This window comes from Phyllobacterium sp. CL33Tsu, from assembly GCF_900113985.1.
Classification (GTDB): domain Bacteria; phylum Pseudomonadota; class Alphaproteobacteria; order Rhizobiales; family Rhizobiaceae; genus Phyllobacterium; species Phyllobacterium pellucidum.
On the sequence record NZ_FORJ01000001.1, the window covers coordinates 959,672 to 983,503 of the forward strand.

General features: G+C 58.8%; 25 protein-coding genes. 6 read left to right on the forward strand and 19 right to left on the reverse strand.

The annotated features are described in order from the left end of the window. Positions 1-27: 27 nt before the first annotated feature. From BM074_RS04730 to BM074_RS04775, 9 genes are all read right to left on the reverse strand, one after another. Positions 28-666 (reverse strand): recombinase family protein, encoded by a 639-nt coding sequence (locus tag BM074_RS04730; RefSeq protein WP_348271653.1) that lies wholly within the window; start codon positions 664-666, stop codon positions 28-30. Continuing rightward, the gene (locus BM074_RS04735) at positions 660-3,299 is read right to left on the reverse strand and encodes an autotransporter family protein (RefSeq protein ID WP_091920089.1); all 2,640 of its coding nucleotides are present in this window, start codon (positions 3,297-3,299) and stop codon (positions 660-662) included. The genes BM074_RS04730 and BM074_RS04735 overlap by 7 nt, the downstream gene beginning before the upstream one ends. 961 nt (positions 3,300-4,260) lie before the next feature. Beyond that, the gene (locus BM074_RS22675; protein WP_139217625.1) at positions 4,261-4,470 is read right to left on the reverse strand and encodes a hypothetical protein; all 210 of its coding nucleotides are present in this window, start codon (positions 4,468-4,470) and stop codon (positions 4,261-4,263) included. An 8-nt stretch (positions 4,471-4,478) separates the two neighbouring features. Then, on the reverse strand, positions 4,479-5,186 hold the full coding sequence (locus BM074_RS04745; RefSeq protein WP_139217626.1) for a hypothetical protein: 708 nt from the start codon (positions 5,184-5,186) through the stop codon (positions 4,479-4,481). 281 nt (positions 5,187-5,467) lie between these two features. Further along, positions 5,468-6,154, reverse strand: a complete 687-nt coding sequence (locus BM074_RS04750; protein ID WP_244532730.1) for a recombinase family protein — start codon at positions 6,152-6,154, stop codon at positions 5,468-5,470. A 268-nt stretch (positions 6,155-6,422) separates the two neighbouring features. Continuing rightward, positions 6,423-7,022, reverse strand: a complete 600-nt coding sequence (locus BM074_RS04760) for a terminase small subunit (RefSeq protein WP_348271654.1) — start codon at positions 7,020-7,022, stop codon at positions 6,423-6,425. A 26-nt stretch (positions 7,023-7,048) separates the two neighbouring features. After that, positions 7,049-7,570 carry a hypothetical protein gene (locus tag BM074_RS04765; protein ID WP_091920100.1) on the reverse strand — a complete coding sequence of 174 codons (522 nt, stop codon included), beginning with the start codon at positions 7,568-7,570 and terminating at the stop codon, positions 7,049-7,051. Continuing rightward, positions 7,571-8,575: a hypothetical protein gene (locus BM074_RS22680; RefSeq protein WP_139217627.1), complete on the reverse strand. Its 1,005-nt coding sequence runs from the start codon at positions 8,573-8,575 to the stop codon at positions 7,571-7,573. Positions 8,576-8,585: 10 nt separating this feature from the next. Continuing rightward, positions 8,586-9,635, reverse strand: coding sequence for an MT-A70 family methyltransferase (locus BM074_RS04775; RefSeq protein ID WP_244532731.1), 1,050 nt, complete (start codon positions 9,633-9,635; stop codon positions 8,586-8,588). A 40-nt stretch (positions 9,636-9,675) separates the two neighbouring features. Between BM074_RS04775 and BM074_RS22685 the strand changes: the two genes are divergently transcribed. Beyond that, complete coding sequence (locus BM074_RS22685; protein WP_139217628.1) at positions 9,676-9,927, forward strand: hypothetical protein; 252 nt, start codon at positions 9,676-9,678, stop codon at positions 9,925-9,927. 68 nt (positions 9,928-9,995) lie between these two features. Here BM074_RS22685 and BM074_RS04785 read toward each other — a convergent pair whose 3' ends face one another. From BM074_RS04785 to BM074_RS04805, 4 genes are all read right to left on the reverse strand, one after another. After that, on the reverse strand, positions 9,996-10,211 hold the full coding sequence (locus BM074_RS04785; protein ID WP_244532732.1) for a helix-turn-helix domain-containing protein: 216 nt from the start codon (positions 10,209-10,211) through the stop codon (positions 9,996-9,998). Between the two features lie 85 nt (positions 10,212-10,296). Further along, positions 10,297-10,698, reverse strand: coding sequence for a hypothetical protein (locus tag BM074_RS04790; RefSeq protein WP_175498895.1), 402 nt, complete (start codon positions 10,696-10,698; stop codon positions 10,297-10,299). A gap of 268 nt (positions 10,699-10,966) precedes the next feature. Next, complete coding sequence (locus tag BM074_RS04795; RefSeq protein WP_244532733.1) at positions 10,967-12,352, reverse strand: tyrosine-type recombinase/integrase; 1,386 nt, start codon at positions 12,350-12,352, stop codon at positions 10,967-10,969. A gap of 92 nt (positions 12,353-12,444) precedes the next feature. After that, positions 12,445-12,696 carry a DUF1127 domain-containing protein gene (locus tag BM074_RS04805; RefSeq protein ID WP_228017226.1) on the reverse strand — a complete coding sequence of 84 codons (252 nt, stop codon included), beginning with the start codon at positions 12,694-12,696 and terminating at the stop codon, positions 12,445-12,447. A gap of 322 nt (positions 12,697-13,018) precedes the next feature. On the opposite strand from BM074_RS04805, the gene BM074_RS04810 reads away from it, so the two are divergent. Further along, the gene (locus tag BM074_RS04810; protein ID WP_091920117.1) at positions 13,019-14,527 is read left to right on the forward strand and encodes a winged helix-turn-helix domain-containing tetratricopeptide repeat protein; all 1,509 of its coding nucleotides are present in this window, start codon (positions 13,019-13,021) and stop codon (positions 14,525-14,527) included. 13 nt (positions 14,528-14,540) lie between these two features. Here the strand turns inward: BM074_RS04810 and BM074_RS04815 are convergent, their stop codons facing one another. After that, complete coding sequence (locus tag BM074_RS04815) at positions 14,541-14,933, reverse strand: GFA family protein (RefSeq protein WP_091920119.1); 393 nt, start codon at positions 14,931-14,933, stop codon at positions 14,541-14,543. 164 nt (positions 14,934-15,097) lie between these two features. Between BM074_RS04815 and BM074_RS04820 the strand changes: the two genes are divergently transcribed. Together BM074_RS04820 and BM074_RS04825 are read left to right on the forward strand one after the other, a co-directional pair. Beyond that, positions 15,098-15,607, forward strand: coding sequence for a GNAT family acetyltransferase (locus tag BM074_RS04820; RefSeq protein WP_091920121.1), 510 nt, complete (start codon positions 15,098-15,100; stop codon positions 15,605-15,607). 179 nt (positions 15,608-15,786) lie between these two features. After that, positions 15,787-17,046, forward strand: coding sequence for a hypothetical protein (locus BM074_RS04825; RefSeq protein WP_091920123.1), 1,260 nt, complete (start codon positions 15,787-15,789; stop codon positions 17,044-17,046). Positions 17,047-17,053: 7 nt separating this feature from the next. Here the strand turns inward: BM074_RS04825 and BM074_RS04830 are convergent, their stop codons facing one another. From BM074_RS04830 to rfbA, 5 genes are all read right to left on the reverse strand, one after another. Beyond that, on the reverse strand, positions 17,054-18,466 hold the full coding sequence (locus BM074_RS04830) for a phosphomannomutase (RefSeq protein WP_091920125.1): 1,413 nt from the start codon (positions 18,464-18,466) through the stop codon (positions 17,054-17,056). A gap of 92 nt (positions 18,467-18,558) precedes the next feature. Further along, positions 18,559-19,464, reverse strand: coding sequence for a dTDP-4-dehydrorhamnose reductase (gene rfbD / locus BM074_RS04835; protein ID WP_091920137.1), 906 nt, complete (start codon positions 19,462-19,464; stop codon positions 18,559-18,561). Then, a complete protein-coding gene (gene rfbB, locus BM074_RS04840) occupies positions 19,461-20,531 on the reverse strand; it encodes a dTDP-glucose 4,6-dehydratase (protein ID WP_091920139.1) in 1,071 nt (356 codons plus the stop codon). Before rfbB ends, rfbD begins: the two co-directional genes overlap by 4 nt. A gap of 13 nt (positions 20,532-20,544) precedes the next feature. Continuing rightward, positions 20,545-21,102: a dTDP-4-dehydrorhamnose 3,5-epimerase gene (rfbC, locus tag BM074_RS04845; protein ID WP_091920141.1), complete on the reverse strand. Its 558-nt coding sequence runs from the start codon at positions 21,100-21,102 to the stop codon at positions 20,545-20,547. Continuing rightward, positions 21,095-21,979, reverse strand: coding sequence for a glucose-1-phosphate thymidylyltransferase RfbA (gene rfbA / locus BM074_RS04850; RefSeq protein WP_091920143.1), 885 nt, complete (start codon positions 21,977-21,979; stop codon positions 21,095-21,097). Before rfbA ends, rfbC begins: the two co-directional genes overlap by 8 nt. 257 nt (positions 21,980-22,236) lie before the next feature. Between rfbA and BM074_RS04855 the strand changes: the two genes are divergently transcribed. Both BM074_RS04855 and BM074_RS04860 read left to right on the forward strand, forming a co-directional pair. After that, positions 22,237-23,046, forward strand: a complete 810-nt coding sequence (locus tag BM074_RS04855; protein WP_210183739.1) for an ABC transporter permease — start codon at positions 22,237-22,239, stop codon at positions 23,044-23,046. Between the two features lie 35 nt (positions 23,047-23,081). Then, positions 23,082-23,828: an ABC transporter ATP-binding protein gene (locus BM074_RS04860; RefSeq protein WP_091921474.1), complete on the forward strand. Its 747-nt coding sequence runs from the start codon at positions 23,082-23,084 to the stop codon at positions 23,826-23,828. Positions 23,829-23,832: the final 4 nt, after the last annotated feature.

The following is a 23,832-nucleotide window of genomic DNA, read 5'->3' on the forward strand; positions in this document are numbered from 1 at the left end:
ATCATCTCGAACAAACAATCCTCGGTATTACCCCCTCGCCGGCGCGCTCTTCAAAACGTTATGGATCGTTGCCACGCTGAAACCGACGCTCTTCGCGATCGAGCGAAAGCTTTCGCCGGCGATGGCGTCCGTGACAAATTTGGGCCGGCCGCCCGTGCGTCCCTCGGCTTTGGCCCGTGCCATGTCTTCCATTTGCCGCTCGCGGCGAATGGCCGTTTCAAACTCGGCAACGGCCGCGAGTACCTGGAGTTGGAGCTTGCCAGCCGGCGTCGTCATATCGAGGCTTTGGTCCAGCGCCTTAAAGGCGACGCCCTTGCCCTGCATTTCCCGAATGATGTTGAGCAGATCAATGGCCGACCGCGCCAGGCGATCAAGCTTCGTTACCAAAAACGTGTCGCCATCCCGCACATAGTCCAGGAATTGTCCCGCTCGCGGTCGACGCCCGAGGGCTACTCCTGGAATATTTTGGTCACGCCGGCCGTTTTCAGCCGTTCCACCTGTTCCGCATGTTCCTGCCCGACGCTGGACACGCGCGCATAGCCGACGTACCAATTCTGTACGGCGTCGCTCTTGGCTATCAGTTAAGGCACCACTGAAGCTGATAATGAGAAGCTGTCTACAAATGTGCGGGGCCAAGGTCTTGCCCCAAATGATCCAAGCTACCAAGTCGTTTTGAAGCCGACCTTACCGGCCCAGGCATCGGCATCGCCCTCGAAACTGCTTTCATAGTTGACGTTGCCATATACGGTCGTGGCATTCGTCACCTGCATAGCCGCGCCGATCCCAAGCCTGCCAGACGTCTCGCCCAGGTCAGCGGTAAAGGGGATAGCACCAGTCGCCGAGGAGAACTCCGTCGTCGGTTCGTCGAGGAACTCGTGCCAGATGTCCCCGCGAACCCACAGGCTGAACCTGCGGGCCGCCCGGCCACTGGCGTCGGCCGCACCAATGTGCCAGTCGCGCGCCACCCGTGCGCCGAGCCTGCCGGCTAGTGAATCGGTATCGGAATAACTGACATCGGCCGCACCGTCGTTGAAATCGTCAATGTTGAGCGCCTGGTAGACCAGCTGGGCCTGCGGCTCGAGCAGCCAGTCATTGCCAAGGTGGAACGGATATCCCCCCTCAAGCGAGGCTGCCAGACCGAAGCCGTTCGTGTCACCGTCGCGCAAGCCCCGCGATGCTGTCATGTCCATGTCGTACCAGGTTCCCTGCAGGACGCCATCAACGTACCAGTCGCTCTCGCCAAAGCGCGTCCAGTAGCCGCCGACGGTAACTGCGTTGAATTTGTCTTCGCCTCCTTTGAAGGTACGCCCCAGGAGGTTATGCTCGACATCGGCATTGGCGCGGCCGACGGCCACATAAAGGCCGGCATTGTCGCGCTGGCCGTTGGCATATTCGTTTCGGTAAAGATCGAGGCCGGTCTGGACCGCGCCAAAGTCGTAGTCGAATGCAGGACCGCTGCGACCATAAATGCCGATCGGATCACCGTCGCGGTGGCCCCAGTAGCCGATAATCCTGCCCCACATTCCGTCGGGCACGTCCTGCTTGCCCGGCCCGAGCAATTGTGCATCGCCACCCATCCTCTCATGCAGCGTGCCAATGATATGGCGGCCATAGATCGAGGCCAGTACCGGCATCGCCGCATACAGTGATACCTCCGGGCGGTAGCGCGGTACCGGCCGTCCCGGCGGCGACGGCGGCTCAGGGTTAGGGTCAGGTTCGGCTCCAGGCGATGAAGGTTCCGGCGGTATCGGCTGGAGATTGCTACGCAGGAACAAGTCGTTTTCGCTGCCGGGCGTCGAACCGCCACGGAAGAGAAGATAGTCGAAGGGCCCTGCAGCGGCGAATCCGGCAAAGGCGCGAGGCGCGGTCCTGCCGCCGTTCTGAGCGTCGACAACCAGGATACCGTCGCCAGTGGTTAACGCGCCGCCGCCACCCGTGTCGGTGAAGCTCATGCGGGTTGTGCCGGTCGCCGGACCCCCGTCGATCAGCAGCCGATCGGAGGGTGATCCGTCGGTACCCAAAAACGTGTTCAAACTAATCGTTCCGCCCCTCCCAATGTAGCTGGCCGTCGTGAGCACCGTGCCCGGCCCAGTACTCGTCCCCATGGTCACCAAGCCGCCATTGGTGACGCGGGGTACGGTCTGACTGAACCCGTTGAGATCGAGTGTTCCACCGCTCGCAATCATCATTGCCGAATTGGGGCTAAAAGTGTTCAGGCCCCCTGCACGCAACGTGCCCGCGTTGACATTTGTTGCGCCGCTGTAGCTGTTGGCACTTGTGAGCGTGGCGGTGCCCGCGAGCACGTTGACAGTCCCGCTCCCGCTGACCGCAGGGGCAAAAACGTAGTTTGCGCTAGTGTGATTGAAGTTGAGCGTGCCGATGCCAGCACCAAACGTAACGCTAGGCACCGTAAGCGCACCGGGGGCAGCCGCCGGACTGCCTGTCCCGCCGCCGATGTTGAGCGTTCCGACCGAACCAGCGTTGGCCGCGATCGCGGTGGGTCCAGCGGAGACAATGCCGCCGTCTGTAATTGTCAGAGTTCCTGTGCCCGACCCGCCAACGTTCATCCCCACACTATTGCTCCATGTCGAGCCCGCGCCGGTTACCGTCACCAGACCGGTCGCGCCTGCACCATTGCCGATGTTGGCGGCGAAGTTGGTGTTGTTGATGACCATCCCGCCATTCTCGATCGTAAGCAGGCCCTTGCCAAAACTGCCGACATTGAGCCCACCACCTGGGGCGTTGATCCAACGCGAGCCTGCGCCGGTCACCATCACCGTACCAGACGAGCCGGCAGACAGTCCGACGGAGCCGCCGCCGCCACTTGTTACCGTGCCGCCGTCCTGGATTATGAGTGTCCCCGCGCCTTGGCCGCCGACCACGACAGTTCCGGTGTTCGTCCACACGGATCCGGTGCCAGTGACAGTCACTATCCCCTGCCCGCCAGGCAAACTGCCGACAAACCCGCCAAAATCTGTCAATGAACCTGAGGCCTGAATTGTAAGCATTCCTGTCCGGTTCTGGCCGACAGATAGGTTGAGGGCAACTGCGCCCGGGGTGCTAAGCACTGTTGCATTCGACATCACAGTATTGATGTTTGCACTTGTTCCCGCGATTGGAACGCCGGCAGTCCAGTTGCCAGGATCAACCCATTCGGAGGAACTGGTTCCGTTCCAGTTCGTCTGAGCGTGTGCCGAAACTGTAACTGCCGTTAAAAGCGTAATTGCCGCCAGCAATCTGAATTGTGAAAAGCACTGTGTCCAAAATTGAACACGAAGTCCGCGGGAAAATGCGCGCATTGCTATGCTCCCCTCTCCGCAGGTCTCATAGCCTGCACGTCCGGCACCTCCGTGCCGACGCTGCCTACTCCCTCCGGCAGGATCTCGTGTAACATTACGGTGAACGGGTCGAAATCAGAAGCGCAAACCGCCTACCCGCCAGGTGGGTCCCGGAAAGGCGTGGAGTGTTGCCGCAGGGAGACAGCTTTGTATCGCGCTGCAGAGCACCGAGTGTTGTCGTGTTACACCCGGCGGCCGCTTGTTGTATCCGACCGTGGCACCGGTCTCGACCTTTGCAAGCGATCTGCGCATTGAGTTACGCGGACTGAGCAACTCGGACTGGATGACCCAAAAAAGCTACCGTGCAGCGTGAATGAACATGGCGAAATGAGAGCGGATCGGACCGATCCTTCACACTTTTTGCCCGGGGCCAACCCGATCTCGCCGAGTGTCCCGAACGAGTGCGAACAGAGCCCTAGATCTTGAAAATACGAGTAGTCTCGATTGGAAGTTAAAGACCTGATGCCCCAACAGCAGCGGGGGCTATACTTCTTACTTTCTGGCGCCAGATAGTTGCGCGCCTTGCTGCCATGCGCATTTCGGCATAGGTCGCTGGTAGCTCTTTTGAACGTTAGATTTTCGCAATTGCCTGTTTAGGAGCCACAATGACGTCGGCTGGGACAATGCCGGTCAAAACGAGCTTCCTTCGAAAATTGTCGTCAATGGTGACAAAATGGTCTCTGCCGTGCTCATGCGCACAAAATGCCTGAGCGTCGAACCGCATGTTTTTCCAGCGCTTCCGGCTACTGACGATATGTCATGACATCAGCCCCGTAGGCGGAAGCATATTCTGGCCAAGACGCTGAGTGCTGCGGGATCAATACCTTGAATTTGCTCGTTTCCCTCGCCACCATTTCGTCAGTGGGATATATCGCGTGCCCCCAGAAGCTGATCCCCGATTTGCCTATGGGTTTGAGCAACTCTATAGAGTGAAACCCAAGCTCAGCCATGCGGGCTTCGAAATCTGAAATATTTTGGAGATAGCCTCCGCCAGGCTGTCTTTCGGATGCCCCGGACGCAACCATCGCGAGATCGATGTTTCTTTGTCGATCAAAGCAAGGACATCAGCTTGCACTGGCTCGGCCTTTTCGATAGCGATCAAACAATTCATATCGAGTGTGAAGGACGTCATATGATCCTCTAGCCTGACCGTGTCCCGGCTTGGGAGCGAAGGGTGCCATATTCGTCGTATAATTCGTGATTAAGCCGATACAAGTTCGAGAAGAGGTCTTCATCGCCTATTGCTTTCGCAGCGGTTGCTAGCGCCGTTAAAGCCCGCGAGGTGTATTGGCTAAATTGGTCCCTTAGTGCCTCCAGCGAACGGTCGCCTCGCACCATAGGCACACGGAAATGACGCCCATCGTAGGTGTCTAGAGTATGCACGGCGGCACCATGAACATACCCAGAAAAGATTCTCTCAATCGTTTCTGTCACAGATATAATGTCGCTGACGCCCATCCCGGCCTGATATGCTCGAGCCACATATGCTCTGATGTCCCGGCGGCCAACCCGATGCCGTTTCTGTGTTGCTTTAAGGGGATCAGGGTGATCGAACTCTTCTTGAAAGAATTCTTTCAGATATTGCTCGTGACCCTTCTCGGGAGCAGTACGGAAGATGATCGGACCAGCCAAGAATAGGATATCGGACTCAACCTCATCCAAGATTCTCATCGATGCGCCGGCATCTAAAAAAAGTCCAGCCTCCAGCAACGTCCGTCCAGCAAGAAGTGCGCTGAGAATGCGGACGGACTTCAAAAACAACGCTTGGCCGACAAGCTCTTCACGATATCGATAGTGTGCCCCTCCCACCGTCTGAACGATCGCTGGCTTAGGGAGGGAATTAGTCATTCGGTCAATCGCCAAGCGCATAGCCTTAACTGATCTGCTAAACGCGATCGTCTCTGCTGTACTCATCCGCTTGCCCACACCTTTTGTAGCATGTTTTCCGTTGCAAATATTGCTGTCGTCCAAAATGAGTAAACATCAACTATTTAGATAGCTTATAATGCCAAATCCTTGTTGATGCTGCGAGTAGTTGTCTGACCGCAGCGCCATCTCGAGGTGGGGCCCTTTTTTCGACGCCCACCCCGCCTGCCGATGAACCGGGGTCCGCCTCCTGCCGAGGAGACCTAGGACGTCCGCCTGCTACGGCTGATCATGCGAGACACAGATGCTCTGGTGAAGCGGGTTCCAGCGCTTGAAAGGTAGCCGGCTCGAGCCAACTCGTCGGAGATATCCGCCAGAGACCGCCTCTTGCCGTTGACCGGATAGCGACCCAGCTTCTTCGCCAGCGCAACCATCTCGGCGCCGCCTTCTATCTCGGTGTAGTTTCGTCGGCCGCCGACCTTGAGGCCGGTTTCCCTCCGCTTGCGCTCACGCGCTCCACGCAGCTTTTCCACCAGCATGGCCTTTTCAAACTCCGAGACTGCGCCGAGCACCTGGCGGATCAGTGTCGCCGTTGGCGTGTCGGCGACGAAGCTGTCGGGACTGTCAGCTGCGATCAGATCTATGCCGCGCGCCTTTAACATAGCGTGCCCGGTTTCTTGCACGATGAGGTCGCGGGCAAATCGGGAGGCAGTCTCGACCAGGATCGTTCGCACGCCGTTCGACAATAGCCGCTCCAGCATAATTGAGAAGCCAGGTCGTGCCGTCACCGGATCGGCACCGCTGACGGCCGCGTCGTAGTAATTGTCCTCGATGTCATAGCCTGCTGCCTGCGCGTAGGCATTGATGGCATCTCGCTGCCGCTTTTCGCTATCCTTGTTCTGGCCAACGTTGGCCGAACTGGAGGTACGGAGATAGGCAACAGCCTTCACTTTCCCTTTGTTATCAATACCTATACCCTCATTTTTGTATCATTTCCTTGAGCAAATGATACAACAGCTTACGAGTGGATGCCAGCAAAATGCAACGGATGCTTAGTGAAGCGTGCGGTTCTCCCACTCGGACAAAGCAATGCGCCATGCCAATTCGAGTGCCTCATCGGCCGCAGCCATATCACCATGCTTCTCCGCTTCGGTGGCAATTTCTCTCAAGTCGGCGATAAGCCGAGCCCGAGTAACCGGATAGGCGCTTCTCGCTGTTTTACTGTTCATCGTCATCGAGGCAAATCTCGCCAGGTACCCAGGTTTGCGCCCCCGATGTATCCGGCGGTTCGGCGACGATTTCCTGGACGGCAAGCACTTTTGGTGGCTTTTCCGCCCGGATCTGCCTGAGGGGCTTTAAAGTTCTGCTGGGCTCGGGAAGCCCGCGTGGGGAGAACTGCGCCGTCCATTCTTCGACGGTAAGTTCAAGCACTTTTGTCGGCAGCGGGGCGGGACGATGCATGATCTCGAGCGACCGTGGAGCCTCAAGTCCGAGCAGCCGGCTTTGCTGGGCGATTGCAGCGATCATGGCGGACGGATTGCTGCATTGCCGTGCGAAAACAATGACTTCGTCAAGTTCCGCAACCAGCGAGGCAACGGTCTTTTCGGTTCGTCGTGCTGCCTTCTCCTTCAATTCCGCCACCCTGCTGGCCACCTTGCCATTTCTTGCCAACCTTGCGGCATGTGCATCAGTTGCGTTTCGCCCTTTCGATCGATAGCCAGCCTTCCTGTAGGCCTCAAATTGCGAGCGTCCTTCAGCAAGATTGCGGCAAAAGGCTTCCTGTCTGGCTGTAAGCATAGCGGTATTATAATACCGCATTCTGAAGAAGCCATCCAGCTTAGGATTCACTTGGTGTAGAAGCCGCCGCAATGACGCAGGAATTCGCTGAATTCTCGTACATCGGAGACATACAAGTCTCTATATGATCTCCCATCTTTGAAGGTGCCCGCGCCACTGCAGCAATTGCACTGTTCAACGAAACCAGCTGTCAAACGGCGTTCGGCAAGCTCACCGAGGAGTTCGAATAGTTCGTTCTCCCGGCTCTTATCACCGCTACAAATGCCCGCGCCACCGCAGCGGTCGCACTGAACGCGGGGCAGCTGCTCAATGTATGCATTACGTTCCGCGACATACTGTTCGACGCTGCCGTCAGCGAGGCAGCGATCGAGTTCGTTGGCAAGCGCCACGCAATCATCGTTTTTGAGCGTGTCACCGTCAGATCCCCGGTCCCAAGCGGCACCAATATCGGGGGCGAGAGCACGCAAGCAAGCGACGAGGCCATCGAAAGACCCTCTCCATCGCGGCTGAAAATCTTCGCCAACTCGTGCATCGGGATGGACTCCATAAATTTCGGTACTCATGGCCATCTAGTCCTTTCTTTCGGTTATGGGTGTCAGAATTGCGAGCCGAACCGTGGCGGCACCCGCGCCGGGTTCGGCGATTTCAGCCGCAACGGCCATATCGCGAAGATCTGCATCGAGCCGATCCATGGCCGAGAGGTAGAACTCTATTCCGCCGTTCCGCAGGCCTGCATCGAGGCGCTCGAAAGCTTCGTTCTCACGGCGTTGCTCAGCGGTGATGAGTGGGCGGTCGAGCCGGGTAGGTTTGGGGTTGGCGACACTGCCCTTTTCGGCTTCAGCGCACGCTGCTTGGATTAAAGCCGCCACCGGCGGCTCCAGGTGGGGATCGCCAACGGGAGGGAAGCTGGGCGCGCTTGCCCTCACAGCAAGAGCGCGGTCCGGCTGACGGGTATTTCCAAATGCACTTTTTGCTTCGCTAGATACAGGCGCGCGGCACGGCGCAGCCGCTTGAGGGGCGGCCGGCCGCGCGCCTGTATTGGTTCTTACATTGGTTTTGTTCGGCAACTCCCGAACAGTTGGCGGGTCACTTTCCGAACAGTGACTGTTCAGGTGTTCCCGAACGGTTGGCGTACCCGCACTGTTCGGTTGTCGTTGAACAGTTCGTGAACGCGTCCTAGCCTCGAACTCGTCGACGATCGCCTCGATGCTTCTCCAACGCGCCTGATAACTCGGACGCCTTCCCGGTCCCGCATTGACGTTGTCGAAAAGCCCGTCCGGATTGCTTGGATCACAGAGCGCGACAATGGCTGATTGCACGGTGCCGAGCGTATAGCCGGTGTCCCAGACCAGCCGCCGCATGCCAGGATCACAACGTCCGTGTAAGCCATGCATGTGGTCGATTAACGCGGCGCCGACCCGGCGCTGGCTACTCGATAAGTTTGGCGCGATGAGCAAGGCTTTATAGGCGAGCCACTTGCCGCTCAGCTTTCCGCGATGTCCCTTGCTGGTCACAATCTTCTTGCTGCCAGGCGGAAAGCCGGCTGATCTGGGAGGTCTGGAGGTTGACCACATCTAACCACTCCTACACCGCCACCCAGGACGCCAGGATTTCATTGCCCCAAGCTTGCCATCCAGGTCTTGTCTCTCGGGCGAAGAGTTCGAGGTAAGGGCCTGGGAGGAGCCGCTCGATGCGGGAGGCGACCTCGTCCGGTTTCGCGCTGTGTTCACACCGAGGCGCCATCACGACTTGATGAACGTCCTTCGATATACGCTGGGGCGCGCCGCGTGTCGCAAGCAGACAAAGCTCGGCATTAGCTCGCGACCAATATCCCATCCCGGTTATCGGCTGGCCGCCGGCGGCGGTCTTGACCCAAACGAAAGCCACGGTCTTATAGGTGAAACCCCACGCGTCGATAACGGCGAGCGCCCCTCGCAGCTCCGGCATGACGGCCCAGAGGAGCAGCACGCAATCCTCGGCCGCGATGGCGTCGATACTGGGGCCAAGGGCCATGATGTCGGCGAGCGATTGCGTGTCGTAATGCCGATCGGCCGAGCGTTGTTTGCCCTCACCGCTGTAAACCTCGAACTTCCACGGCGGATCCGCGTAAATGACTTTGGCGCGGTAACCGGAGGCCGCGAGGGTATTGAGGTCGCTGACGGTGCAGCCTTCGGCGATCGCATTGCGGTAGGGTTCGCGGGCCTGCTCGATGTCGACGCTGCGAATGACGGTCCTGACCGCGCGGTCGATGCCAGCGCGAACCTCCGCCACCGTCTGCTCGAAGCTGGCGTCATCTTGGCGTGATAGGATCCGGGCCTGGTGAGCCAGGTTCTTGTCGATGCCTGCCTCGAGCAGCGTGGGTTTGTTGTTAACCCGCGCTCCCTTGAGCGGGCTGCCCATCGTCCCGTGGTTGAGGCCGACCGATTCGCGCTGCGCCTGCATTAGCTGGCCGATCCGCCGTTCGGCGCGGAAGCGGATCTCGACGGCGTCTGCCTCTAACTGCCGGTTCTTGGCCTGGCGGGCGTAGGCCTTCATCGCTGCCGATTGGTCACGGATCTCGCGCACCTCATCGACCGTTTTGGCAATGGAAATGGCGCGGCAGGCGGCGTCGTAGTGAACGAGCTCAGTGCTCATGGGCGCGACCTAGCTTTTTTTGCCGTGGAAAGAGCAGTAGATGTTGACAGTGGCGAAGGCGGTAGGGCGCGCCACCACCCTCGCTGGCAATGAGGCGACGGTCCAACCCAGCGGTCGCGATAGAAGCGGCGAGGCTGTCGATATTGCCAAAGTCCCTGCTGGTCCGCGGGCCGATTACGATGTCATCAATATGCAGCGTAGCGACAATCACCTCGGCGATCGCGCCGGCCTTACAGGCGGGAACCGGGTGCAGCAGTCCGTTCGTACCGACGGCGTCCGCCACCTCAGTTAGTTGATTGGGCTCGAGCGGTGGAAACACGCTAGTCGCGCGGTGCACCTTGAGAGATTCGCGCCAAGGGGTCATGACACGACCTCCTTCACTGGCAGCGATTCCAGAAAAGTCTTGAGATCGTCCGTCAGAATAACGGTATGCCTGCCGGCTTTCCTCGCCTTGAGGTTCCCAAGCTTGATGGCCTCATAAATCTTCGTGCGGCCGATCCCGGCCGCCGCCGCGGCTCTATCAACGCTCAGAGCGAGCGGGGAGATGCTCGCCAAGGCATGCTGCGCCATGTCCATCGTGACTACCTCCTGATTCAATGGCGGTACACGGCGAGTTCAGCACAGTTCGTAGATAAGATGTCGTTGGGCAGCCCGCGATTTTTTACTTGGCCTTGCCCAACGTCCGACGCGAGCGTCGCTTTCGCGCATCAAACAGCGCCTTGGCTATTGTATCGGCGCTGTATGGTTCACCGTGATTCGTAATTCCGAGCTCGCGGAGTGCTTGCTCCGCAAACCGGATGTATGGGCCTAGCGCTTCTTTGGCTTTGCCTCGAGAAAAACCAACGCTCGGCCCCTTTTTTAGAACGAAGAACTTCTTGAAGACCCGCGGCAATTCAACGCCGACAAGCCACTCGAGCGAACTGCGCTCTTTGAGATGAAGTTCTCTGATCATCTTCTTTGCTGCCTTCTGTTGCCATTCCGACTCCGGTGCTGGCGGAGATAGCGCGGCCTTGAGCAATTCGACTCCTATTTGCAGCTCCCCCTTGGGCGGTTTTGTGGGCATGTCGTCCTTGTCAAGCGCCCGGAGTGCCAATTCGTATCGGTTGGCGGCTTTTAGAGCGGCCGAGAGGCGTTTCTCGCGTGACGTGCTGCTCCTCCGCAAATCAACGTTGACGCCATGCCAGAACCCTGCCCAATCGAGTCTAGCACTAGGTCTTCACGGGACTTGCGCTTGCGGTAGTCCTCGGCCCCAACGGCGTCGATGATTCTGCTTACAGCGTCTGAGTCCATCCGCCCCTCGCGTCAATTCGCACGACGTTTCCAGCCCCTGCTTAGTGGACCAGGGGCACAATCGCCCGTGCCGCCAATTCATCAAGCCCATCAACAATCCAACGGGCATAATGCTTTTCGATCATCTGAACGCTCGTGTCGTGAAGAGCAGCGACAAGTCGGATTGGAAGGTTGGCGCGAATGCCGCGAACAATGGATGAGTGTCTCAATGCGTAGGGAATTACATCCGCCATCTCAGCAATCCTGCGGATTTCCTGCCACGGTGGCGTCAATTCGGTAGGCTGCCACGGGCCACGGGTATCTCGCGCCCACTCGATGCTTCCAGCCCTCTGCTTGTGCCTCCAGCGCATAAGGAGCAACTCTTCGCCAGCCCTGCCCTGCGTTGCCGTAACAAGCGCTTGCAGGACGTCCTTGCCTACTGGAACCGCAATCCTACTGGCTCTCGTGCCTCGCCCCTTGTTGCTTGTCGGAACCATGAGACGGCTTTCCTGAACGTCTGCAACGCGAAGCCGAACGAGCTGCGAAAACCTGGCTCCTGTCGCTGCCAAAAGGAGGACGATCCGGTAGAGATCACCATCCCAATTCCGCCCATTGTCAACGATCTGCGCCGCTTTGATCAGCCTGCCTACTTCGGCATCTGTCAAAATTTGATTTTCACGAGCGATTTCTTCTCCATCACCGTGTACTTGAGCCGCCTTCAAGCCGTACTTGATTATAGTGGGAGTATCTGACCGCAGGCGGTTACGGTTATTTTGCCAAGCCGCGTTGAGTGCTGCTTTCAGATCGCTGATGAGACGATTTTCAGTCGCGGTTTTCATTTCGGAAAGCCCTGTGCGCCAAGCCTTCAAGTCCTGCTCCGTCAAAGCATGTAAGGCAACAGCGGATAGCGGCGTCCCAGTCACGTGCTTGCCCAGCCGTTGCGATGCATTGGAGCGGGTTTTCCTACCGGCGCGTTTGGTATCGGTCGCGTCTCGCATTTCTACGTATTGCTCAACGGCAAGAGCTACGGTCATCAATGGCCCCCCCGCCTTTGCCCTCGCCTCAAGTCGAGCAGCGGTCACATGTTTGCGAGCAGCCTTTTCCGCGCTGGCATAGGAAAGGGTGCCTTCGGCTATTACATCGTCTGCCGTGCCCAACGTCGCTTGCTGATATTTCCCTTCGCCCGAATACCAGCGCACAAGCCACCGACCTGCTCGTATGCCTTTCCGATACCCAAGGTGTATTTCAGGATCGATCGACCGCCAATGGACCCCAGACTTTAATTCTTTGCGAGCATTTGGCGTTGTGAGCTTCGCTTCTTTTAGAGTTTTGGCCATTGCGGTTCCTGAAATTGTAAAATATCTGTCAAATATACCTCTGTGCACATCAACGAACAAGAGCGAACATTGATTTCTTATCTTATTGATATAAAACACATTGATGAACATGAATGAACGTACCGATCACTTGATCACTGCCCTCCGAAGGCAGAGGTCACAGGTTCGAATCCTGTCGGGTGCGCCATTCTTCGATCCCCACCTCACCGTCTCCAGAAGCGCTTGGCGATCTCTTCCTCGACCTGCCAACTCGTCAGGCCGATATCGTCAATCAAATGCGGATTGTCCTTGGCCATTTGCGCAAGTGCCCAGCGAAAGCGGGCCCGCTCGCTCCATGCGGCCATTGTGCTGCGCAACGCCGCGAGGCTGTAGTCTCGGCGCGGTTCAGGCGCCAGGCGCGCGAGCTTCCGTACCAACTGATGCGGGACCGGGGTAATGGTGCGAATATCGTCCATGACAACCTCCTGATGGCTTCAGGACCTGAAGGCCCTAAAGAAGGGTGAATTGTGCAGGATGCGGTCGGCGTCGTAATTAAGCCCTGCCAAATAGTTCTCAAAACTTCCAAACGGAGCTGTACGGGGCGTGTTTGGCGATCGTCCGCCTATTGCTCAACGTTGTCGGCATGCAACCTCGTCCGCGAAGACGCGCATATCCTCGGGCGCCTCGAATAGCTTGAAGGTGCAGGGGGCAACGCTCGCAAACCCGGTCAACGATGCGGTTTCTTAAAGGCGTGCCCAAAGAGTTCTCAAAACGTTCCAAACCGGCTATATCCGCCATATGCAAGGATCGCGCTTTGCCTTTGGTCCGTTCGTGCTTGATCCGGGTGCGGGAACGCTCCTTCGGAACAATGAGCCTGTTGCCGTAGGCTACCGCGGGATAAAGCTGCTTGCGGCGCTCGCCGACCGGCCGGGCGAAATCCTCGGCAAGGCCGAACTGATGGACGCGGCATGGCCAGGCACGGCCGTCGAGGAAGGCAACCTCACAGTCCAGATCGCGCAGCTGCGGAAACTGCTTGGCCCAGCAACCGATGGCGGCGAATGGATCTCCACGGTGCCGCGCGTCGGCTACCGCTTCACCGGCGCCATCGAAAGGCGCGATGGCCCGGCACGAAAACCCCTGGCACTCCCCGATAAACCTTCGATAGCCGTGCTGCCCTTCGTCAATCTCAGCAACGATCCCGCGCAGGAATCCTTCGCCGACGGGCTGGCCGAAGACCTGACCACGGACCTCTCGAGAATCGCGGGCCTTTTCGTTATCGCACGCAACTCGGCCTTCGCCTACAAGGGAAAGGCGACGAATGTGCGCGAGATCGCGCAGGAGCTTGGCGTGCGCTATCTCCTTGAGGGGAGTGCACGCCATGCCGGGGGGCGCGTGCGCATCAACGCCCAGCTGGTTGATGCCGTCAATGGCGATCACCTTTGGGCGGAACGCTTCGATCGCGGCCTCGAGGACATCTTTGCCGTCCAGGACGAGGTCACCGCCAAGATCGTCGAGGCCTTGCTCGGGCGGCTGCGCGCACCGCCGCCACGCAATCGGCCCAAGAGTCTCGAGGCGTACGATCTGTGCGTGCGCGCGCGCAAGCTGATCGACGATTCGCCGCAGACGGCGCGGGAAGCGCATCTTATGCTCACGCGCGCGGTTTCGCTCGATCCGGAATATGCGGAAGCCTATCGCTGGCTTGCCATGAACCACTGGATGGGATGGGTGCATTGGGGCGATCCCATTGAACCGACGCGCCGCCTCGCCCTGGATCTGGCGCGCAAGGCCGTCGCGATCGACCCCAATGACGCCGGCTGCCGCTGGGTCCTCGCCAACCTGCTAGCCTACGAGCGCTGCTTTGCCGAGGCCGATGCGGAATTCGCCAGGGCGATCGATCTCGACCCGAACGAGGCGGACACCTGGGCGACATTGTCAGACATCGCGGTTCTGGCCGGGCGGGTCGAGGAGGGCCTTGAGCATATCCGCAAGGCGTTCCGCCTCAACCCGTTCCCGTCGGGCTGGTACTATCTGACGCTCGGCCAGGCGCAATACGCGGCCGGCGACTACGAAGCGGCCGTCGAGACGCTGCGCCGGGACGAGACGTATCGCACGAGCTCACGGCGGTTCCTCGCCGCAAGCCTTGCGCAACTCGGCCGGTTCGACGAAGCGCGATCCGAGGTCCAACTGTTCCTTGTCGCCAATCCGCATTTCACGACAAGCCGCTGGGCCGCGACAGAGCCGTTTCGCGACGACGCTACACGTGCGCATTTCGTCGATGGCTATCTTAAAGCCGGTCTTCCGGAGTAACGGACCGACAGACCTAGTCCTCGGAGCGGCTTGTGGAATTGCGACCGCGCTCGTACCGCTTCGCCAGCGGGAACGGCGGCAACCAGGACTCGCGCCGCAGCGTCCAGCTTTCGTAGGTAGGCATCAGTTGGTCGGGGGCATCGAGCGACCCGAGATGCACTTCGATCTCGTCTTTGGTGCGTGCGAAGACCGACGAGCCGCAGCGGGGACAGAAAAACCGTCCGGCGTAATCGCGCGTTTCGCCATCGATCGCTACTGCGTCCTCAGGGAACACCGCAGCAGCGTAAAACAGGGCGCCATGATGCTTGCGGCAGTCGAGGCAATGACAAACGCCGACCCGGTATGGCAACCCCGATGCCACAATTCGGACGCTGCCGCACAGGCAACCGCCGGTGAATCGTTGCATGCCATGCCTCCTTTGAAATCAACCCGCCAGAATGGTTACAACGAACCCTGTCGAGCGTCCATGCACGATCCACCGCTCCTCGCGGCTAGCGCCCATTTTTTGCTGTTCCGCAATGACGAGAAATGTTTAAATATTCAATGGGATAGGAGAAGGGAAAGTGGCCGATGATGTTTGACCGGATTACGCGCATTGCGTTCGGTGTCGCAAGCGCATTCCTTATGCTGCTTGCGTTCGGGCTGATCGCCTATGCGGCCTATGAAGTCGTGCGCTCCCTCCTGATCGACAGAACCGACATTGGAGCAACGCTGCTCGAAGCCGTTGGCTATACAGTCATTGCCATTGCGGTGTTCGATGTCGGAAAATATCTCCTCGAGGAAGAAGCGATCCGTGGCCGGGAGATGCGGCAGGCCGCTGAAGCGCGGCGCAGCCTGACGAAGTTCATTTCCACGATCGCCATCGCCGTGTTCCTTGAGGGTCTCGTCGCCGTCTTCGAGGCCGGCAAGGAGGATCTGCGGATGATGATCTATCCGACGCTTCTGCTTTTCACCGGCGTCGCGCTTATCATCGGCCTTGGCATCTACCAGCGCTTGAGCGCCATGGTCGAGAACGAAACCAGCGATCCGGAGAGCTCAAAGAAGACACCGAAGGCAGGAGCGGCGCGCGGAACGGCCTGACCGGCTCGCCCTTCAGGCATCACATATCGGAAGTCCTCACCCATTCGGCTAAGATTGCGGTCGGATCAACTGGCCTTCCGGCGCAGAAGGCGGTCTTTTAATTTCCGTTACCCCTTATGGACAAATTGATTCCGGCGCCCGGCTGCGGTTGATTCAACGCTGCAACCGAGATTGGAAATATGGACTGGTCGGCGCTCTGGATTCTCACTCTTCTTTGTTTTGGAATGCTGGTTTACGGCCTGCTGGTGCCAGGGCGGTTCTATCATTTTCCATTTTTCGCAGCTGGCATCTTCCTCAGCTTCATCCTTCCGCAATTGCCCGGGCTTGCCAATAGCCGCTTCATTTCGGACGAGGCACTGACAAAAACCCTCCTGTTCTCGACGCTCTGCCTTGCCATGTGCGGCATAGGCTGGCGCTATGGCATGCGCGCCAGGCCGATGAAGGACCACGTTTACAGCGAAGACCATCTTTTGAAGGCTGCCGCAGTCCTCTCGGTGATCGGCGCCTATTTCTTCTATAAGTTCGGTCACCTTCCCGATGATCTTCGGCTGAAGGGCCAGCTTACGGGTCTCCCCGTCGCCTACCTGTTCTTTGCGCGGCTTCTCACCTACGGCCTCGCCATAGCGCTGGTCTGCTACGCGCGGCGCAGTTCGCCGCTCGCGCTTGGCATCATACTCTTCGACACGATCTTTTACCTAGACCGCATCGTCATTGCGGGGCGACGCGGCGAAACGGCTGAATTCTGCCTGATGATCGCGTTGGCCTTCTGGTTCCAGAGGCGTTGGGTGGTGCCGCGTATCGCTGTCGTCGCCGGCCTGTTCTTCGCTATCGTCGGTATGCTCGGCGCCGCCGAATACCGGCAGGCGACCTATTACGGGGCAACGCGCGACTGGAGCGCGGTGGCCGATATCAATCTTGCGGAAAACTGGAACCGTCTCCTCAAGGAGGGCGGACCGGAAATGACCAACGCCTTGATAGCCATCAACTACATCGATGAGACGCATGAATTCGACTACGGCATCGAACACTGGAACAGCATGGTCTTCACCTTCGTTCCGGCACAGATCTTTGGGCCCGAGTTCAAGAAATCGCTGATGATCCCGCAGGACTCCATGTTCGGGCGCTATACGCCGGGCGTCGGCGAAACGCCCACGGGCATGGCGGACGCCTTTGCATCATTCTGGTGGTTCGGATGCCTGAAATTCTTCCTGGTCGCCTATCTCATGGCGCGGCTCTATATGTCGGCTATGAAAGGCAACACTACCGCCCAGACAATCTACATGCTCTCGGCAGTGCAATCGATTCTCGTCATCACGCACTTCACCAACGAGATCGTCATCGCATGGGTCCATATGGCTATTTTCCTCGGGCCGGCGCTCTACTACGCGCGCATTCCCAATGCGCCGTTCTCCAAGTTCGCGGTGAACCCCGGCGGGTAGTCTTACCCTATAGGGCAGTGACCGCGCTCCTCAGTCCCCAGGCCAAAAGTTCCTCCGCGCGCACGTCGGAGGACGCTTCGGCATAACAGCGCAATTCCGGCGCATTGCCTGACGCACGAAAATGGATGACCTCACCGCTCGCGAGGACGACGCGAACGCCATCGATCGAATCGTTTTCCCAAATGGTCCCGACTTCGGCAAAGAACCGCTCGCGGGCCTCGCCATCGAGGAGACCCTGGAGGAACGGACCGCTGGCGGTTGCGGAAACATGTTCAAGCCGCCCGCTGCGCGTGAAACGCGAAGGCAGGCCACCCAGAAGCTGCGATATCGTCGATCCGGTTCGTGCCGCCATGCCGAGAACGCTCATGACCGGGAGCACCGCATCGCGGGTCGGGAGCGCGTCGAGCCTGTGGCCATCGAGGTCTGCCGGAGAGCCGAGGAGCACACCGCCATTCGCCTCAAAGCCCACGACGCTATGGTAACCGTCCTTGAGCGCCCGCTGCATGCCCTCAATGACGTAGGGCGAGCCGACCTTCGTCCGGTAGACCCGCTTGAACAAGCCACAAAGCTCGATCGCCGTATTCGACGTAACAGGCGTAACGACCGCATCCGCGCCGAGGAAATGCGCGGTCAGCAATCCAACACTGTCGCCACGCAAAAAATTGCCGTGCTCGTCGGCAATAAGCGGGCGGTCGGCGTCGCCATCCGTCGATACCAGAGCATCGAGCGAATTTTCGTTCGTTGCTGCGGCAGCAAGGTCCACATCCTCAGGACGCAGCGCCTCCGTATCCACAGGAATGAAAACGTCAGAGCGTCCTATCGCAACGACCGTGGCGCCTGCATGCGCGAGAAGATCGACGAGCACGTCGCGCGCAACCGAACTATGCTGATAGACGCCTATGCGCTTGCCCGCCAGGGTTCCTTTTCTGAGGATGGCACGGCCGCGAGCCATATAGTTCTGCAGCGCTTCCGGTGAAATCGCGGGAAGGCCCGCCGGACCCGGGGCGGCGGTCCGGTCGACATCGAGGACCGCGAGGATACCCGCTTCGTCGGCCTTGTCGATTTCGCCGTCCGGGCGATAGAATTTCAAACCATTGCGGTCGTCGGGTATGTGGCTACCCGTCACCATGATGGCGGGGACTCCAACCCTCATCGCGCGAAGCGCCAGCGCGGGGGTTGGCAGCGGTCCGCAGTTTTCGGGTTTCATGCCAGTATCCGTTATGGCCGCCATGCAGGCGCCGGCGATACGCGAACTGCTTGAGCGCAGATCATATCCGACAAGAACGGTAGTATCGGCGGACGTGCCGTATCTGCCCCACATATATTGCAGGAAGGCGCTCGTATAGGCCATGCAAACTGGATCGGTCAGATCCGTTACCAGTCCGCGCAGACCGCTCGTTCCAAATTTGAGACTGCTCATGGTTTTTCACGTTGGGGAAGAGGGCGACTATGGAAACGCTACTATATGCAGCATTTTCTCCCTTGGACACCCAGACGTGCGTCTGCGACGGCCTAAGAAGCGTCCCGGCCCTTTGCTTCCGCCAGGAGACGCGACACGGTGGCCTCGGTTGAAACCTGCCAGTCCGGCGCGCGCCAACCGAAAACCTTGAAAAACTTGTCCGTAGAAAGCCGCGAATTGAAGGGGCGCTTGGCCTTGGTCGGATAATCGGCACTGGCAATGTCGGCGACCTCAGCAAAAGGTCCGCCATTGTTGCGGCTCGATGCAAAGATTGCCCGGGCAAAGCCGCTCCAATTGATATTGCCGGTCCCCGCGAGATGATAGATGCCATAGCCCGTAAACGACGGTTCAACGTCGATGCGCCTGGCCGCCTCGGTGATCGCGTCGGCAATATCGATTGCCGAGGTGGGGTTGCCCCATTGATCGCTGACGACCGAGACCTGGTCGCGCGTTTCGGCAAGGCGCAGCATTGTCTTGACGAAGTTCTTGCCGAACGGGCTGTAGACCCAGGCCGTGCGCAGGATGATGTGCCGCGGATTGGCGGCAATTACCGCAGCCTCCCCTTCAAGCTTGGTCCTGCCATAGACGCCCTGCGGACCCATCGCATCAGTCTCGATGTAGGGCGCTTCACCGTCGCCCGCAAAAACATAGTCGGTTGAAAGATGGATGACCGGAACGCCGAGGTCGGCAGCGGCCTGCGCCACAGCGCCGGCGCCAAGGGCATTGATTGCGTGGGCGAGCTCAGGCTCGTCTTCGGCCTGATCGACCGCCGTATAGGCGGCAGCCGAAACAACAATATCCGGCTTCGCTTCGGCAATGGCGTTGGCCACGGTTGACGGCACGGCAAGGTCGAGATCAGGGCGCCCAAGGGCAATGATTTCGATATCGCCATGGCGCGCAGCACGCTCGACGAGGCTGCGTACGACCTGCCCCTCGGTGCCGGTGACAACGATCCTCATGCGCTCGCCTTGATGTCCGCGCCAAGACGCTCACCTGCATACCGGCCGCTGCGGATCGGCTCCCACCACCATTCATTGGCGAGGTACCAGTCGATCGTCTTGGCAAGACCCGTCTCGAACGATTCCTGCGGGGTCCAGCCAAGGTCGCGCTCGATCTTCGAGGCATCGATGGCGTAGCGGCGATCATGGCCGGGCCGGTCGGATACGAAGGTGATCAGGTCGCGGTAGCGCCCGCCACCCTTGCGCGGCCGCTTCTGATCCAGAATATCGCAGATCGTTTCAACGACATTCAGGTTGGTCTTTTCGTTGTGGCCGCCGATATTGTAGCTCTCGCCCACGGCGCCCTTGGTAACAACGGTCTCGAGCGCGCGCGCGTGGTCCTCGACATAAAGCCAGTCGCGGACATTGGCGCCCTTGCCGTAGACGGGCAATGGCTTGCTATCGAGGGCGTTCAGGATAACGAGAGGAATCAATTTCTCCGGAAAATGGAACGGCCCGTAATTGTTTGAGCAGTTGGATAGCACCACCGGCAGGCCATAGGTCTCGTGCCAGGCGCGCACCAGATGGTCAGATGCCGCCTTCGATGCCGAATAGGGGGAAGACGGTGCGTAGGGCGTCTCTTCGGTGAACATGCCGCTGTCGAAGGGTAGGTCGCCGAATACCTCGTCCGTAGAGATGTGGTGAAAGCGGAAGGCGCTCTTTGCGTCGGCCGGCAATTCGCGCCAATAGGCCAGTGCGGCATTGAGCAGGCGGAATGTGCCGACGATGTTCGTCTCGATGAATGCACCGGGGCCATCGATGGAGCGATCGACATGGCTCTCCGCTGCAAGGTGCATGACAGCGTCGATCTTCTCGCTCCGCAGCAGGTCCAGCATCGTCGCATCGTCGCAAATATCGGCCTGCACGAAGCGGTAGTTCGGATAGTTTTCGATCTGGCGCAGCGATGTGAGATTACCGGCATAGGTCAGCTTGTCGAGGTTGACCACATGATTGCCCGGATTGGCTGCAAGCTGGCGACAAACCGCCGAGCCGATAAATCCAGCACCCCCAGTAACGAGAATCCGCATCAAATAAACTCCGTCAATAAATGAAGGTTTCAGCGTCGGCGAGCGGCGGCGCCGCGCGGTCCTTGTCCGAAAGCTGGATCAAATCTGTGGCGATAGGCCAGTCGATGCCGATCTCCGGATCATCGAAGCGGATCGAACGGTCATGTGCCGGCGAATAATAATCGGTAACCTTGTAGACGACCTCGGTATTTTCCTCGAGCGTCATGAACCCGTGGGCGAAGCCCTTGGGAACGAGAATCTGGTTCCATTTCGCAGCGGAAAGTTCAAGCGCAACCCACTTGCCGAAGGTCGGCGAGCCTTTGCGAATATCGACTGCAACGTCGATGATCGAGCCGCGAACGACGCGCACCAGCTTGTCCTGCGCCTTCGGCGGCAATTGGTAATGCAGCCCGCGCAGCACGCCCTTGGCAACCGAGAGCGAGTGATTGTCCTGCACGAAGACGAGGTCGATTCCGGCATCCTTGAACAGGGCCGCGTTATAGGTTTCCGAAAAGAAGCCGCGGTCGTCGCCGAAACGCTTCGGCGCGATCTCGAGGACGCCGTCGAGGCCGAGGGGGCGGATATCAAGCATCTGTCGCAAGCTCCGCAATACGCCGGCGCAGATAGGCGGCATAGCCGGTCTTTCCAAGCTGCGCGGCCCGAGCCAGAACCTGCTCATCGTTGATCCAACGGTTCTGATAGGCAATCTCCTCCGGGCAGGCGATCATGACGCCCTGGCGGTGCTCGATCGTCCTGACGAAGGATGACGCCTCGTGCAGGCTGTCGTGGGTCCCGGTGTCCAGCCAGGCATAGCCGCGCCCCAACCTTTGCACATGCAAATCGCCGCGCTCGAGGTACATATTGTTGACGGCGGTGATCTCCAGTTCGCCGCGCGCCGACGGCTTGATGTTGGCCGCAATATCGACAACGTCGTTGTCGTAGAAATAAAGGCCGGTGACCGCCCAATTGGATTTCGGCTTCTGCGGCTTTTCCTCAATCGAGATCGCCCGCTTGGTTGCGCGGTCAAACTCGACCACGCCATAGCGTTCGGGATCCTCGACGTGATAGGCGAAAACCGAAGCGCCCTTTTTGCGGTCGGCGGCTTCCTTGCACAATCGCGACAGGCCGTCGCCGTAATAAATATTGTCGCCAAGTACCATGGCGACAGGGTCGTTGCCGATGAATTCGCGCCCGATGATGAAGGCTTCCGCGAGGCCGTTGGGCTGCGGCTGCTCGGCAAATGTCAAATTGAGGCCGAAATCGCTGCCATCCCCGAAAAGGTCGCGGAATACCGGCAGATCGCGCGGTGTCGATATGATCAGAATGTCCCGGATACCTGCGAGCATGAGTACGCTCAGCGGGTAGAAGATCATCGGCTTGTCGTAAATCGGCAAGATCTGCTTTGACACCGCAATTGTCAGTGGATAAAGCCGCGTTCCGCTGCCGCCAGCTAAAATAATACCCTTCATGTAAGCCAAATTCCTACGTTATCGATAGCTTGGAACCGTTATCCTATCCGCTTGGATAGGACAACTCCTCAATGGGCGATCTCCCGCCAGAGGAGGTTTGCCGCTTAAGGGGGAAAAGCGGCATGAAATCGACCGCACCGCCAGACCGTCGCCATTTCTCGCTTCCGAATTGCGACAGGCAGTCACTATTAAGTCCCAATCTAATGTGCTAACCGCGAGGCTCTGCAAAAGGACGACAGAAGAGAGACTGCAATTCGATGGCCACAGCGACTTCGCAAAAGATGACGGCATGGCAAGATATTTCCGCGTCCCTTGCCAATTTTCGACTGGCGGCGCTGCTCGGATGGCAGGACGTTGCCCAGCGCTACCGCAGATCGAGCGTCGGCGCTTTCTGGCTCACGATCAACATGGGTGTGCTTATCGGCGCGCTCGGATTGGTTTTCGGCACGATCTTCAACACGCCCATGTCGGAGTTCCTGCCGTTCATATGCGTCGGCCTGATCATGTGGGGTTATTTCTCGAGCCTCGTGACCGAGGGTTGCGGCAGCTTCGTTGCCAATACCGAGACGATGCTGCAGCTTCCAATCCCGTTTTTCACCTATATCCTGCGGACCTGGTGGCGCAATACCATCATCCTCGCCCACAACATCATCATCTTCCCTCTCGTCCTCTTGATCTTCGGCAAGTTTGTCAATTTCGACGCACTATTGGCCATTCCGGGCTTCATCCTGGTGTCGGTCAACCTGCTTTGGGTGATGGTCATTCTGGCGGTTCTGTGCACGCGCTATCGCGATTTGACGCAGATCGTCCAGAATATCATGCAGGTCGGCATGTATGTGACGCCGATCATGTGGATGCCGAAAAACCTCCCGGGCGGCGCGCGCTCGCAGCTCATGCTCGACTACAATCCGTTCTATCATCTCATCAGCATCGTGCGCGAACCCCTGCTCGGCGGCGTGGCAACACCGCTCAACTGGGTCGTCTCCATCGGCATGGCCCTTATCGGTTGGGTCGTCGCACTCCTGTTTCTTAATCGCTACCGCACCCGGATTACTTATTGGCTATGAACATTACATCCCCGCTCCAATTTGCGCAGGCAGACATGACGTCGATGCACCTTGAAAATGTGACCGTGGATTTTCCGATCTACAACACGCGCAGCAGATCGCTGAAGAACCAGGTCATGAGTCTGGCGACGGGTGGCACCATCGGCTCGAACCCGGAAGGTCATGTCGTCATTCGCGGGCTCGAGAACGTCACGCTCAGCCTCAAGGAGGGTGAGCGGCTCGGGCTGATCGGCCATAATGGATCGGGCAAGACAACGCTCCTGCGCGTCATGAGCGGCGTCTACTACCCGTCCGGCGGCAATATCACCATCAATGGCAAGTGCACGTCGCTGATCAACATTTCGCTCGGCATCGACCCCGAGGCGACGGGCCGGGAAAATATCGGAATTCGCGGCGCGCTCCTCGGCTTCAAGAAAAAGGAACTCGCAGAACGGTTGGCGGAGATCGAGGAATTCTCGGAGCTCGGCAACTTCCTCGACATGCCGGTGCGTACCTATTCAACCGGCATGCAGCTACGCCTTGCCTTCTCAATCTCGACAGTAATTCAGCCGGAGATCCTGATCATGGACGAATGGCTGGCGACAGGCGACGAAGGGTTCCAGCACAAGGCCAATGAGCGCCTGCACGATCTCGTCAACAAGACTAAAATCCTGATCATCGCCAGCCATTCAAGAGACCTGCTCGTGAAGAACTGCACACGCATTGTCTGGCTCGAACATGGGCGGGTCAAGATGGACGGCGATGCCGAGACCGTGGCCAACGCCTATTTCGGCCATCACTGACCGC

What these genes read in the sequence shown, in the direction of transcription:
- BM074_RS04735 (WP_091920089.1), bottom strand. Translation starts at nt 3,299, where the DNA reads ATGCGCGCATTTTCCCGCGGACTTCGTGTTCAATTTTGGACACAGTGC.
- BM074_RS22675 (WP_139217625.1), bottom strand. Translation starts at nt 4,470, where the DNA reads ATGACGTCCTTCACACTCGATATGAATTGTTTGATCGCTATCGAAAAG.
- BM074_RS04745 (WP_139217626.1), bottom strand. Translation starts at nt 5,186, where the DNA reads ATGACTAATTCCCTCCCTAAGCCAGCGATCGTTCAGACGGTGGGAGGG.
- BM074_RS04760 (WP_348271654.1), bottom strand. Translation starts at nt 7,022, where the DNA reads ATGCGGTATTATAATACCGCTATGCTTACAGCCAGACAGGAAGCCTTT.
- BM074_RS04765 (WP_091920100.1), bottom strand. Translation starts at nt 7,570, where the DNA reads ATGGCCATGAGTACCGAAATTTATGGAGTCCATCCCGATGCACGAGTT.
- BM074_RS22680 (WP_139217627.1), bottom strand. Translation starts at nt 8,575, where the DNA reads ATGTGGTCAACCTCCAGACCTCCCAGATCAGCCGGCTTTCCGCCTGGC.
- BM074_RS04775 (WP_244532731.1), bottom strand. Translation starts at nt 9,635, where the DNA reads ATGAGCACTGAGCTCGTTCACTACGACGCCGCCTGCCGCGCCATTTCC.
- BM074_RS22685 (WP_139217628.1), top strand. Translation starts at nt 9,676, where the DNA reads ATGTTGACAGTGGCGAAGGCGGTAGGGCGCGCCACCACCCTCGCTGGC.
- BM074_RS04785 (WP_244532732.1), bottom strand. Translation starts at nt 10,211, where the DNA reads ATGGACATGGCGCAGCATGCCTTGGCGAGCATCTCCCCGCTCGCTCTG.
- BM074_RS04790 (WP_175498895.1), bottom strand. Translation starts at nt 10,698, where the DNA reads ATGCCCACAAAACCGCCCAAGGGGGAGCTGCAAATAGGAGTCGAATTG.
- BM074_RS04795 (WP_244532733.1), bottom strand. Translation starts at nt 12,352, where the DNA reads ATGTTCATCAATGTGTTTTATATCAATAAGATAAGAAATCAATGTTCG.
- BM074_RS04805 (WP_228017226.1), bottom strand. Translation starts at nt 12,696, where the DNA reads ATGGACGATATTCGCACCATTACCCCGGTCCCGCATCAGTTGGTACGG.
- BM074_RS04810 (WP_091920117.1), top strand. Translation starts at nt 13,019, where the DNA reads ATGCAAGGATCGCGCTTTGCCTTTGGTCCGTTCGTGCTTGATCCGGGT.
- BM074_RS04815 (WP_091920119.1), bottom strand. Translation starts at nt 14,933, where the DNA reads ATGCAACGATTCACCGGCGGTTGCCTGTGCGGCAGCGTCCGAATTGTG.
- BM074_RS04820 (WP_091920121.1), top strand. Translation starts at nt 15,098, where the DNA reads ATGATGTTTGACCGGATTACGCGCATTGCGTTCGGTGTCGCAAGCGCA.
- BM074_RS04825 (WP_091920123.1), top strand. Translation starts at nt 15,787, where the DNA reads ATGGACTGGTCGGCGCTCTGGATTCTCACTCTTCTTTGTTTTGGAATG.
- BM074_RS04830 (WP_091920125.1), bottom strand. Translation starts at nt 18,466, where the DNA reads ATGAGCAGTCTCAAATTTGGAACGAGCGGTCTGCGCGGACTGGTAACG.
- rfbD (WP_091920137.1), bottom strand. Translation starts at nt 19,464, where the DNA reads ATGAGGATCGTTGTCACCGGCACCGAGGGGCAGGTCGTACGCAGCCTC.
- rfbB (WP_091920139.1), bottom strand. Translation starts at nt 20,531, where the DNA reads ATGCGGATTCTCGTTACTGGGGGTGCTGGATTTATCGGCTCGGCGGTT.
- rfbC (WP_091920141.1), bottom strand. Translation starts at nt 21,102, where the DNA reads ATGCTTGATATCCGCCCCCTCGGCCTCGACGGCGTCCTCGAGATCGCG.
- rfbA (WP_091920143.1), bottom strand. Translation starts at nt 21,979, where the DNA reads ATGAAGGGTATTATTTTAGCTGGCGGCAGCGGAACGCGGCTTTATCCA.
- BM074_RS04855 (WP_210183739.1), top strand. Translation starts at nt 22,237, where the DNA reads ATGGCCACAGCGACTTCGCAAAAGATGACGGCATGGCAAGATATTTCC.
- BM074_RS04860 (WP_091921474.1), top strand. Translation starts at nt 23,082, where the DNA reads ATGACGTCGATGCACCTTGAAAATGTGACCGTGGATTTTCCGATCTAC.